General features: G+C 44.2%; 6 protein-coding genes. 1 reads left to right on the plus strand and 5 read right to left on the minus strand.

Features of this window, described 5'->3' with window-relative positions:
• The 5 genes from C6W44_RS13335 to C6W44_RS00025 all read right to left on the minus strand — a co-directional run.
• On the minus strand, positions 1-2,554 hold a 2,554-nt coding region (locus C6W44_RS13335; RefSeq protein WP_158676679.1), incomplete at its 3' end, for a transferrin-binding protein-like solute binding protein.
• A 687-nt stretch (positions 2,555-3,241) separates the two neighbouring features.
• On the minus strand, positions 3,242-6,922 hold the full coding sequence (locus C6W44_RS00010) for a transferrin-binding protein-like solute binding protein (RefSeq protein WP_105243724.1): 3,681 nt from the start codon (positions 6,920-6,922) through the stop codon (positions 3,242-3,244).
• Between the two features lie 254 nt (positions 6,923-7,176).
• Positions 7,177-8,562, minus strand: coding sequence for an OmpP1/FadL family transporter (locus C6W44_RS00015; RefSeq protein WP_105243725.1), 1,386 nt, complete (start codon positions 8,560-8,562; stop codon positions 7,177-7,179).
• A 683-nt stretch (positions 8,563-9,245) separates the two neighbouring features.
• Positions 9,246-10,640 (minus strand): outer membrane protein transport protein, encoded by a 1,395-nt coding sequence (locus tag C6W44_RS00020; protein ID WP_105243726.1) that lies wholly within the window; start codon positions 10,638-10,640, stop codon positions 9,246-9,248.
• A 235-nt stretch (positions 10,641-10,875) separates the two neighbouring features.
• A complete protein-coding gene (locus C6W44_RS00025; protein WP_105243727.1) occupies positions 10,876-11,133 on the minus strand; it encodes a SlyX family protein in 258 nt (85 codons plus the stop codon).
• 240 nt (positions 11,134-11,373) lie between these two features.
• Here C6W44_RS00025 and C6W44_RS00030 point away from each other — a divergent pair, with 240 nt between their 5' ends.
• On the plus strand, positions 11,374-13,314 hold the full coding sequence (locus tag C6W44_RS00030; RefSeq protein WP_105243728.1) for an ATP-binding cassette domain-containing protein: 1,941 nt from the start codon (positions 11,374-11,376) through the stop codon (positions 13,312-13,314).
• Positions 13,315-13,774 lie beyond the last annotated feature (460 nt).

The following is a 13,774-nucleotide window of genomic DNA, read 5'->3' on the forward strand; positions in this document are numbered from 1 at the left end:
CAGCCTCTTTAGCTGCTGTCGCTTTGGTTGCCGCTTCTAAAGCAGCAGCTTCGGCTGCTTCGGCTGCAGCTGCACGCTCTAGTGCAGCCGCGAGCAGGTCTTCACCATTACCGGCATTTGCTAAGTTCTCTTCCGCTTTTGCTAGGGCTTCTTGTGCTTTAGCAGCGTCTGCTTGGGCTTTTTCGGCAGCAGCTTGGGCAGCGTCGGCTTGGGCTTGAACTGCTGTCAGTGCTTGGTTAGCAGCATCTGCTTGAGCTTGAGCATCTTGTGCTGCTTGTTCAGCGGCAGTTTGCTTGTCACTCTTAGCACCATAAGTACCTTGAGCGCCATTGCCTTCATAAACACCGCCTAGATACTGAGCATCTCCACCAAAGAATCCACCTTCAGTATTGTAACCAGCATTATCAGCAGCAGTACCTGAGAACTGGTTGCCGTTGATATCAGCAGTAAGACCAATTTTACCAGCATTATCAAAGGTAAGGTCGCCTTTCACATTTTTGGCAACAAAGTCAGCGGTAAAAACTGATTTACCAAATTCGATGTCATTATCTATGCCAAGCTGACGATAAGTGGCATCACCAGTGTAGCCTACGCTACCTTCGGTTGGCATGTTCTCAGCTTGAGTGGCATTACCGACTACGGCAACCCCGTTCACAGGTAGCTCTGCACCGCTAAAGACCGCTTTGCCATCAATGTGACCGATGCGCATGTCATCGCCAAAGTCTTTATACGTTGAGGTGTACGTTAGAGGCAATGTCTGACCCAAGGCTGGAACAGAAACTTCTGCACTGTCAGCATGACTCATAAAGCCATTCGCAAGCGCTGTGTCAGCATTACCTGATGTTGTGACGCCAACTTTACCTAATAGTCCATCACCTTTGCCTGGTTCTGATTCTGAAGCGATGTCTGCGCGGGCTACGATACTATTATCCGTTGCTTCAAAGTCACGGGTGGTGGTGTTATAAACTTTACTTAGTGGGGTTACATTGATATTCAATGACTGAACCCCAGACTTAGCGGCTTCAGGAGCGTTCTTGATTTGAGAGGCAGCTAAGGCATCTTTGGCATCCTGAGCGGCTTGCTGAGCGGCTGCAATTTGCGCCTCTGCTGCGGCCTGAGCTTCCGCTTGAGCTTGCTGGGTAGCGATCACTTCGGCATTGGCTGCATCAAGGGCGGCCTGGCGACGGTCTACTTCTGCTTGTAGCGCTTCAGGATTACCTCCACTTGCCAACGCTTCTGCTAGGTCTTTCTCAGCTTTAGCCAGAGCTGCTTCGGCAGTTTCTAAGTCCGCTTTAGCTTTTTCGGCTAACTGTTTAGAATCTGCTGCTTCTTTGTTTGCTTTTACTGCTTCATCCTTAGCCTTTAATGCCTCTGCTTTTGCTTCTTCAGCTTGCTTTATCGCCTGTTCCTTTCGCGAAGCCTCTAAGTCTGCTCTATCAGCCTCTGATTTAGCAATCGCCTCCGCTTCTTCTACACGTTTTTGGGCATCAGCGGCGTCTTTGACTGCTTTATCAGCACGTGCCTTAGCGTCTGCGGCTGCTTTTTTTGCAGCAGTAATTTCTTTTGCTGACGCACTTTTGACTGCTTCGAGTTTGGCTGCGGCCTCTTTAGCTGCTGCTGATGCTGCATCAGCTGCCGCTTTCGCTGCTGCTTTTGCCGCTACAATTGCTTGTGCTTCTGCAGTTTTAAGCGCTTCTTTTGCCGCTGTCGCTTCTTTTTCAGCGACAGCAACTTGGCTGGCTGTTGCTTCTTTTAGAGCTGCAATCTTTTTATCTGCCTCAGCTTTTGCAGCTGCAACGGCTTTTATAGCGGCGGCGGCCTTTTCTTCTGCTATTTTAACTTTGTCCTGAGCTTTCTTAGTCTCAGCTTCGGCTGTTTTCTTTTCTGCCTCAGCGGCTTCTTTGGCAGCCGTTTCTGATGCCAACAAATCTTGTAGCTCTTTAGCTTTGGCTTCTGCCGTATTTGCACGGGCCTCAGCAGCTTTTGCGTTAGCTTCAGCAACTTTCACTTTAGCTACGGCTTCTTTAGCTGCCGCCTCTTTAGCAGCTTTTATCTTACCTTCAGCCTCTTGTGCCGCCGCTTCAATCTTTGCAACTGCTTCTACCCTAGCGGCCTCTGCTGCGGCTTTCGCTTTTGCTGCCTCTGATCTTGCTGCATCAATCGCCTTTTGTGACGCTTCTGCCGCCTTTTGTGACTCGACACCAAATTTCATCTCAGCAGCTTTAAGTGCGTCTTCTGCAGCCTTCGTTTTGGCCTTTGCCTGTTTTAAGGCATCTTCTGCAGCTTTTGTTTTGGCTTCTGCGGCTTTGATCGCAGCCTCTGCTTGCGCATTACTGCCAGTATCAACGCCGCTACCCTCAGTTTCTGATCCTCCTGCAGTTCCACTATCATCTTTAGGTATTGTAGGGGATGGCTTGGGCGTGGTGCTGTCTCCACCATCACTAGCGCATGATGCTAGGATTACAGTGGTTAAAATAACGACGCTAGCTTTCAGCGGCGTTTTTAGTTTTTTTGCTGTCGCTACAGCAGATATTGAATGACGGTTAAGTGACATTCGTCTTCCTCCATGAAGAATTGATAACAGTCCATTATTTATCCATAATAGGCACAACAAATATCTAGTGCCACGCATAGATAAACAAATCACTTATAAAAAGTCAATAAATATGTCTACAATTATGAATAATGTAACCTTTTGTTACCAATTAATTTCTTATTTCTTTTAAACGATATGTTTTGAATCAGTTTTTATTTAAAGTTAATAAAATACTCATTCCTGGCAGACCCAATGATAGTAATTTAAATATTACATATTCATATCACTCATCATTTATTAGTTACAATATTTATAAAAATATATTAACTAAAAATATATAAAAATCAATACTTTGGGGTAAATAACGAAACTTTGTTATATTAACCATAAATATATTATATAAAATATACAATCAATATTTTTTGATAAAAAATAAACTTATTAAGATCTCATTTATTTATTAATTTCTACCCAATTACTTTAAAAGCAGAAAAACAATATTTCTAAAGACAATAATACTTAGTTAAATTTACCGCAATACTTAAAAAGTATTACCACCATTATGATTAATATGGTGTATTAGATACTTTATAAAATCAATAAAATTGAAAACTTAAGTTTATTATTAAGTAGTACTTTTATAGTTTTTATAAACAAAAAAAAGCGCCCGAAGGCGCTTTTTTTATTCTGAGCTAATAGGCTAATTTATTGCTTTTCTGCACCAAAAGTACCTTGGAAGGTTGTACCTTCTCCTGGTTGAGCACCTTTACCGCCTTGCTCTAGAGCTTGTTGATAAACACCACCTAAGAATTTAGCATCTTCACCGTAGAATCCTCCAGCAGTATCGATATTATTTGCATTACCAGCAAAGGTATTACCAGTGATATCTGCATTGATATCAATTTTGTTGCCAGTAGGCATATACTGATAATCGCCATCTGCAAATGTTAATGTACCTTCAAGCTTGCTATTAACAAAGTCTACATCGAATGCAGAAGTACCATTAACCACTGGTCCACCACGCTCACCATCTTTCAGATGGAGGTTTTCCATATAAGTGGCGACACCGTTATACGCTACCATACCATCATTGATGTTGTTATCGATGTTATACTGGGCGAGTTCTTTCATATACTGCATGTCGTCAAGACTAGTACCATTACCTTGTACATAAACAGTAGACACTCGTGCCAGATCACCTAGGACGGATTGATTGGGATCACCGTAAACATGACCAATCTGCATCTGTGAATCAAAATTTCTATACACAGATGAATAGTTTAGATCTAGTGCTACAGGCCCTTGAACCGTTGTAGACTCTGTATGAAGACTAAATCCACTACCATAATCAGTATCATTATCACCGCTAATGTTTATCGAAACTTGCTCTTTAACAGAGTCAGGTTTTGTCATATCGGCACGAGCGATAAAACTATCATAGTTCGTAAAGTTATTACCTTCACGATTATCTACTGGAACGTTTGACCCATCTACCTCTACCGTTTCTGTAAAGTCAGACTTGTCGTCACGAATTTCTGCATAACCGATAGCATCTTCTGTGAAGCTACCCTCAGCACTACTTAATGTATTGCTTTGGAAGCCAGTAAGTTCAGTATCTGCCGCTACATCTGGGTTAGTAGGCGCTTCTGGAAGTGGCTCAGTTGGCTCAACTGGATTAGCGGCTGTACCATCTTTCTCTGCACCAAAGGTACCTTGTGAGCCATTACCTTCATAGATACCACCAATAAAGTTGGCATCTTCACCGTAGAAAGCACCTTCAGTATTGTAGCCACTCTCATCAGCTGCAGTACCTGAGAATTCATTACCAGTAATATCTGCTGATAGCCCAATTTCGCCAGCTTGAGCAAACTCCAGTGTACCATCAACTTTACTATTGACGAAGTCAGCCGTGAACTTAGAGCTACCGTATTCAATCGCATTGTCTACACCAACTTTACGATTGGTAGCATCACCAGCATACTCAAACGTACCTTCTGTCGGTAGCGTCGCTGTCTTATTACCCACTACCGCAACACCATCTACAGGTACAGCGCCATTGGCTGCTGTGCCATCTATATGGGCAATGCGCATCTCACCGTTAGCACCAAAGTCTTTATAAGTTGCAATGTAAGCCAAATCACCTTCACCAGTTACGTTTCCAGTACCTTCATAAGCTTTGAAGCCATTTTCCGTTTCAGCATCATTGTCACCTGATACCTGAATGGTTATAGGCCCTGGGAGAACACCTGTAAGCGCCAAATCAGCACGAGCATCGACATCTGAGGTGCTACGGATTTCAAAGTCACGCGTTGTGGTTGTTTTGACGCCCATCTGCAATGCACTTGCATCAACAGATAAATGCTGTACACCTGATTGCTCAGCTTCAGCTGCAGACTCAAATTTTGGCGTTAACGCATCTAGCTGTTCTTGCAGCTCTTGAGCTTTCTGTTCAGCTGCTGCTTGTGCTTCAGCTGCTGCAGTTGCTCTGTCTTCTGCTTCTTGTGCTTCTTTTTCAGCTATTTCTTTAGCAGTTTTTGCCTTTTCAGCTTCTAATCTAGCTTCTTCTGCCAATTTTTCAGCTGCTGCTACATCTTCTGCGGCGGCTGACTCTGCAGCGGCTATTTTAGCAGCGGCATCTTTTTCGGCTGCTTCTGCGGCGGCTACAGCAGCGGCTGCACTCGCTTTAGCTGCACTCGCTTCTGACTGAGCCGCTGTTACTTTATCTTGTGCCGCTTTAACTTCTTCTTGCGCTTTATCTGCTGCTGCTTGGATTGCTGCATCTGCGTCTTCTTTAGCTTTCTTCGCCGCTTCTTCTGCTGCGGCTGCTCTGTCTAAAGCATCTTGCAGTGCTTGATCATCGCCGCCACTCCCAGCGTTATCAGCCGCTTCTTGTGCTTTAATGGCAGCTTCTTTCGCTTTTACCGCATCAGCTTGAGCTTGTTCTGCAGTAGCTTGAGCTTCCGCCGCTTCTGCTTGGGCAGCGGCTAACGCTTTTTCAGCAGCTTCTGCTTGCGCTTTTGTATCTTTAGCTGCCTGCTCAGCTGCGATTTGATTGTCACTCTTGGCTCCATAAGTACCTTGAGCGCCTTTACCTTCGTAAACACCACCTAAGTATTGAGCATCACCACCGTAGAAGCCACCATCAGCGTTATAACCGTCTTTAGTTCCTGAGAACTTATTGCCGTCTATAGTTCCTTCTAGACCGATTGTTTTATCACTAAAGGTTAGATCGCCTTTTACGTTTTTGGCCACAAAGTCAGCCGTGAATACTGAAGATCCAAACTCAACCTTGCTGTCTGTGCCCAATGCGCGATAAGTTGCTTCACCTGTGTAGCCCACTTTACCTTCTGTTGGCACATTAGCAGCTTCAGTCGCATTACCTACTACGGCGACACCATTGACTGGCAGCAGGCCAGCAGCTGCACCATCAATATGGGCAACTCTTAAATCATCACTAAAGTCTTTGTAGGTTGAGGTATAGACTAAGTCTTGCTCACCCAATGAAGCTGTGACAACTTTGGTAGTATTTTCAAACGATTTGAAGCCATTAGAGCCTGCTACTTCTGCATCGCTATCACCACTAACTTTTAGTGTTACTGGATCAGAAACCAAGCCGCCTGAAGCTGTGTCTGCACGAGCGTCAACCTCAGTCTCATCAGTGATGTCGAAGTCACGTGTGGTGGTGGTCAGCATACCTTGACCTATTCCAGTGGCATTGATGCTGATGTGCTGGACGCCTGACTTAGTAGTTTGAGGCGCGTTTTTAATTTCAGCAGCTGATGCTGCATCTTGCGCAGCTTGTTGTGCTGCTGCAGCTGCAGTCGCTTCTGCCTCTGCTTCTTGCTGGGCAGTATTAGCGGCAGCGGCAGCGGCGTCGGCGGCAGCTGCCGCTTCTTCTGCTAATTTCGCCTTGCGATCAGCTTCTTTTTGAAGCGCTTCTGAACCACCCCCATCTGCTAATGCATCCTCTAATGCTTGTTCAGCCTCTTCTTTTGCTTTAATGGCATCTGCTTTTGCTTTTTCAGCAGCAGCAGCAGCAGCTTCAGCTTCTTCTTTTGCTTTGAGGGCTGATGCCGCCTTTTCTTCAGCTGCTTTTTCAGCAGCAGCTATTTGCTCAGCAGCCTCTTTTTTTGCTTTTTCAGCTTCTTCTTTCGCCTCTTGAGCTTCCTGTTTTGCTTTTTCGGCTTCAGCTTTCGCTTCTTCTAGTTGCTTATCGGTAGCACCAGGTATTGGGCTAAAGACATCATCAAGATTATAAGAAGGCTCATCTGTTGTATTACAGGCGGCCAAAATCATTGACGTCAAAAGGACAACACTGGCTTTAAGTGGAGTTTTTAGTTTTTTAGCGGTTGATACAGCTGAGATTGAATGACGATTAGGTGACATTCTTCTTCCTCCATGGATGATTGATAGATAGTCCTTTATCTACTCGTACGACATAGGATGGGTCTGTACGATATATAGATAATCAAATTTAGTTTGCAAAGTCAATTTGTTGCAGCGATTACCTGCTGATAAAACATGACGCAAACGTTCATTTATTAAAAATTAAATACATGTATCGACATGATGTAGGCTTATCTGGCTCATAAGCTAGATAAGCCGTTATAGTTAGATTTCAGATAGTGAGATATCACAATTTATTGGCTTTGATAAGACAGCTTTACGCCCGCGATATAGCCATCATTGTCTTCAGCTTTGCTGACGATACTACCGTTAGGTAGTTGTCCAGTCGCATCGCCAAACTTCAGATATTTACCACCCACAGATACCGCCCATTCAGGAGTGACATTGTATTTTACGCCGCCACCGATACTATAGAACCCTTCAATAGTACCAAGCGAGCTCACCGGATCACCAGCACCAGAGTCATAACCAACCACGACCGAACCCGCCAGTTTTTCGTTAAAGCGTTTAGCCAGACCCACATCGACTTTCCACTGATCTTTTTCATAAGACAGTAATGGCAAGCCTTCTGGAACTGCAGCCTTAGAGTAAGCATTGTATAATGGTGGTACGATGGTAAAATCACTCCATGGTACCCAGCGTACATCTAATGTACCTAATAGCTGATACTTTTCACTTAGACCCGTTTGGATATTTAAGTTCACAGACTCAGGCGTTGTGACTGTCGCATCAGTGGTAGCATATTCACCGATTGACTGACCAAGCGCAGAGTCTGGATCAATCCCAAGCTTGCCTAACGCTGTATCTCGTAGAGGTGACCCTAATAGAGGTATTCTCTCTCCCACTGGGGTTTTATGGTCAATCTCTGAGCGATACGTTAAGGCAGCATTTAAGGCGATTTCAGGCTTGCTATACGCCAGACCTGCTACCCAACCATAGTCAGTGTCACTATTCACATTAGCATCGTAGCCTGTCAACGGACCGTATGCTTGACCGCGCAAGTGCACATCTGCTTTTACCTTTTGCATCACAGGACCGCCATAGACTTGAAAGCCATTGGACTTATAACCGATCAAACCTGTCCATGATTCAGTGTGTACACTTACGTTGGTATTTTTGTCGTAATCTGGGTCTAGTACCGAAGAGTTGATCAACTCATTTGGAACGGATGTCCCAGTTGATGAGTCGGCAATAGTATCCTTACCTGCTTGAGAGACAAACGTGCTATCGCCAGAGTACTCTACTTCTGCACCAAATGGCTCGTCATAAAACACACCAATACTGAAGTTCTCATTGATGTCGGTTTTGACGCCATAGCGCATAAAACTATATGTATCTGGAGTTGCATCACCAGTTGACTTACCTTTTCTATAAGCCTCTTCTGTCGAAGTAATGCCATTATTAATATCACCAGTTGGAGTAGTGATAGCACCGGCATTATCATGGGCTGAAACATCAGTATCAATGTAAGCGTAATCAATCTCGGCATAAGTACCAGGATTAAAAAAGCCTTTGATGTCTTGACCAGAACGGTCGAGGCCAGCAGCTTGCGTCAATGAAGCAGCTGATAGCGTGATCAGAGCGAGGGTAAGTTTAGAGATAGGAAAATTTTGAGACACTTAGATATCCTCCATGAATAAAATAACTGGCAAGTAGCTCGAAGACTATACAGACTAATGACCTGTAATAGTAACGTCAGCCGATGCTATGGAATCCTTTGCCAAACGACTTAACTGTCGAAAGTAACGATGATTTACGCAACATCACTTTCGTTGTTATCAGACATTACCGCTATGTAAGACAACGTAACTGATTTCAGTATCATAATTAAACTTCTATACTATAGCAATACTCTTTTAGAGATTTTACAAAGATGGATTTATGTCAATAGAATATTCACCACTGTTTCATTGAGCCAATAATGTGGCATTTTTTACCTCACAAACGCTTTCTTATCGTCTATATACCACCTTATATGATCCACTATATCTCATTGATTATAATAGATATATTTTATAAAAATTTTTTTGTAAAAAAAGTCAGCGGTTTTAGGCCGTCATTTTTATAAAGAATAGCACAATAAAGTATTAAAACAATCGTTCACTGACTGATAAGTATTAACTAGCTATTTGACATTATGGTTAAGCAGAAATCTCATCTATGGTCGACTCTAAATAAAAGAATCATATGTTTATTCACCAGTAAAGCTGACCATATTATTTGTTTTTGCCAAAAAAAAGCGACCCGTAATGGATCGCTTTTTTAGCATTTATCTCAGTTTAAAACTCAACTGATTTAGTGCTTATTTTGCTTGATAAGACAGCTTCACACCCAGCGCAAAACCGTCGTTGTCTTCAAACTTGCTAACAACTTGCTTTGATGGAATTTGACCATCAGCATCGCCGAACCATAAGTATTTACCACCTGCAGACACCGCCCAGTTTTCTGTGATGTCGTATTTACCACCTAGACCGACACTATAATAGCCTTCGATAGGGCCTAGTGAAGTGACAGGGTTGCCAGCGCCACTGTCCCAACCAACGGTACCACTAACGGCAAACTTTGGTGCTAGACGTTTGGCAAGACCTAACTCTACCTGCCACTGGTCTTTATCATAGTTTACTAATGCCAAGCCTTTATCATCTTGCGTAGCAACTTTACTCACATCGTTGTATAACGACGGTACGATAGCAAAGTCGCTCCACGGTACCCAGCGCACTTTAGCAGTGGCTAATGTGGTTGGATTGATACCCGTTTGGAAATCAAAGTTAACTGACTCTGGTGTGTTAATTTCGATATCAGCATGTCTAGTCGTTGATAATGGAACGCCGATAGTGGCACCAGCAGCGGTGGCCAAAGGGAAAGATTCAAACGCTTTTGCGCTATGCTTGATCTCAGAGCGATATGTCAACGCCGCTTTTAGCGCAATCTCAGGCTTGCTATATGCCATACCAGCAATCCAACCATAGTCTTGGTCATTGCTAATATGCATGGTATAGCCTTTTGCTGAGCTGTATGCATCGCCACGCAGCTTCACGTCCGCTCTTACACGCTGAGCAACGGGACCACCATATGCTTGGAACTCTTTGTTTTGACCAAACTTCATTCCAAGAATACCCGTGATACTTTCGGTACGTACTTCAACTTGTGTCTCTTCACCTGCAACTGCTGCTAGACCTTTAGCGGCTTCTAGACCGATTAGCTGAGCCTGTGCCTCTTTTAGTTGCTCAGCTGTCAAACCGCCTGGGTTACCTGGCGCGAGCGCGCCTTGCAACTGCGGTATCAACACATCATCAACATAAGCTTCGGTAACATTAGGGTTGCCTGTAAAATCTTGGATGATAGCATCGGCATCAGTATTGGTAATGAAGTCATTTTTACCAGTATAGTCGGCTGCGGCGCCTAATGGCTCATCATATAAGACACCGATACTAAAGGTGTCATTGATATCTGTTTTTACGCCATAACGGAAAAAGTCGTAATCTTCTGCGATGTCGTCAATTTTGTTGCCTGATGAATCTTCACCCGTTACATCGGCGTCGATATAAGTATAGACGGTCTCTGCATAAGTGCCATCTTGTAAGAATGCGGTGATGTCTTGACCTGAACGATCAAGACCAGCAGCACTAGCAACGCTAGCGACAGATAGAGCAGCAACAGCTACTGTGAGAGTTTTTAAATGAAAAGTTGCGCGCATTGTATATCTCCAAACATCCGCATTGTTTCACTACTTAACCCGACTTTTATGAGTAAGCAGCATCCGAGGGTGAAGATAGTAAAGATTTTGTCACACGAAAACAACTGCAAAAACACATTATTTCTATATTCTGACCAGAAAGTCACCAAAAAGTATCTTTATCTAAAAGTACAAATATAGCGATTATTTAATACTGTTGAGGTCACTTTTTTACTCTCTTAATAGTTCTACCATCTCAATAATGTGGCGGTCTATCCGCCATCACATCAAATGGCGCAATACCATTCTCTGAGTCTTGATTTTCTATTTGTTTATAAATCAGTTGTAACTGACGCTGCAATGTATGAATATCCCTATCTTGTCGCGTGATGACGTCATTTAACCTTTCGACAGTGACTTCAAGATGCGCTAGGCTCGTTTGTAAATCGATTACTTGGGCTTGCAAGTCATCTTGCATACCAAACCCGTCCTCTTTATCTTTGAATTGATTCATGTTGTTCTCTAAATAATGGTAAGTAGAAGGTCGAATAGACTCGGCGGCAGCATATTTGCAGCAGCGTCAATAGTAGCCAGTCACCTTTGATAACGGACATTAAATCGCCGCCACTATGCAAAGTAATAAATAGTGTTGATAAAACCACTTACGCGCACTACAGTGATGCGGTGGCATGTTATACTGCTGGCAATTTTGCAACAACCCCTACCTCACTATTATATAAGCTTAAGACATTCTATGGCACTGATACATCTAAAAGACATTCACTTAGCCTTTGGCGTCGCCCCCATTCTCGATGGTATTGATTTTTCGATCAATGCAGGCGAGCGCGTTTGTTTGATTGGCCGCAATGGCGAAGGTAAATCCACTTTATTTAAACTGATCAATGGCTCGCTGCAGCCAGATAGTGGTGAGATCATCACCAATAGTAGTATGCGCGTTGCGATGCTCGAGCAAGACGTTCCCGAGTCGAGCGGACGCATACTCGATATCGTCATGGGCGGTAGCCGCCGCACAGCTGAGCTGCTGATCAATTATAATAAGCAAGTGGAGATGTGCGCCAATGGCGACATGGACGCTTGCGAGCACATGGCGACCTTGCAGCATGATATCGACGCCGTCCATGGCTGGGACTTAGAACGTGATGCCATGCGTCTAATCACCACCATGGGGCTTGACCCAGAGGACGACCTCTCCTCGCTATCTGGAGGCCGTAAGCGCCGCGTTTTACTCGCGCGTGCGCTGGTTACCAAACCTGACGTATTGTTATTAGATGAGCCAACCAACCATTTAGACGTTGATAGTATTGAGTGGTTAGAGCGCTTCTTGCTTGATTGGCAAGGACTGACTTTGTTATTTGTCACGCACGATAGAGCATTCGTTGATAAGCTTGCGACTCGTATTGTAGAGCTTGACCGTGGTCAATTGACCAGCTATGACGTCACCCAAGGCGCCAAAGGCTATGCTCGTTATCAAGAGCTAAAAGAGCAGCAGCTACTTGCTGAGGAAAAAAACAATGCCAATTTTGATAAAAAACTGGCACAAGAAGAAGTGTGGATTCGTCAAGGCATCAAAGCCCGTCGTACCCGTAACGAAGGCCGCGTACGCGAGCTAAAAGCCCTGCGCGAAGAGCGAAAAAACCGCCGCGAGCAAGTCGGCAACGTCAATATCACCATGGGTGAAGGCGAAAAAAGCGGTAAGCTGGTTTGTAAAGTCAAAAACTTACATCTTGAATATGATGGCAATGTACTGGTTGACAACTTTACGACCACTGTTATGCGCGGCGACAAAATCGGTATTGTCGGCCCTAACGGCGCAGGCAAAACCACATTAATCAAAGCCCTACTCGATATGTCGGATGACGAGGTCACCAAGACCGGCAGCGTCAAGCTTGGCACCAATTTGCAAATTGCCTTTTTTGATCAGCTGCGCGATCAGCTCGACCTTGAGGCAAGCGTCGCGCAAAACGTCTCAGAAGGCTCTGACTTTGTCGAAGTGGGCGGCCGAAAAACCCATATCATGAGCTATTTGCAAGACTTCTTATTTGCGCCGGAGCGCGCGCGTACACCTGTCAAAGCCTTATCAGGTGGTGAGCGCAACCGCGTATTACTTGCCAAGCAATTATTAAAACCTGCCAACATATTAGTGCTTGATGAGCCGACTAACGATTTGGATATGGCCACCCTTGAGCTATTAGAAGAGTCGGTCAGCAGCTTTAACGGTACCATCTTGCTGATCAGTCATGACCGCTCATTTATGGACAATGTGGTCACCTCCACTTGGGTATTTGATACGGATGAAAATGGCAATGGCATCGTCAAAGAGTATGTCGGCGGTTATCAAGAGTACTTGATACAAAAAAACCGTGAGGAAGCCGCGCGCGCCGCAAAAGCACCCGTTAGCAATACTAAAGCGTCAAAATCAGCCAATAAATCTGACGCTGGAAAGCCAAATAAAGCCGCCAAAAAGCTCAACTTCAATGAGCAGCGCGAGCTAGATAGCTTACCCAAAGAAATCGCGGCGCTAGAAGCCGAACAAAAGACGCTAGAAGACAAGCTGGCTGATGGCTCATGGTTTACCACCGACTTTGATGCCGCGACGGCCGCCAGTGAGCGCTTGTTGGCCATCGAAGAGGAGATGATGAGCAAGCTTGAACGCTGGAGTGAGCTTGAAGGCTAATCGCCTAAAGACGCGTTTAGGATAATAAAAGATCACCGCTTTTGTCGCTAAAGTGGTGATTGTTGATTGACGATGAGAGACATAACGCTTAAGTACTGAAAGTTAGTGAACATTGCCTGAATTTCAAGTATCATTCGCTATTGCTGAATATCCTTATTGATTATAAGGTCATCACGTGACCATCGTTTGCAAAACCGTTGAAGCGCCTTTGCGTCCTTTATCGAAACAAAACGGATGTTAGACGTTGATAATCCAGCGTTTTTGTATAGGTTACCCTGTTCAACCTTATACTGTGTTCTCTCAAGGTTGCTTTATTTTTAACGCAATAATTTATTTTATCACCGAAATAGCTTAGAATAGCAACAATTAGCAAAATTAGGCACAGCTAAAGTGGCTTGATATTGTATATTTTCTAAGCCACAAACCCAGTGTGGGATAATCCCATTTCATTCACCTGGAG

The organism is Psychrobacter sp. Marseille-P5312 (assembly GCF_900291405.1).
GTDB classification, from domain to species: Bacteria; Pseudomonadota; Gammaproteobacteria; order Pseudomonadales; family Moraxellaceae; genus Psychrobacter; species Psychrobacter celer.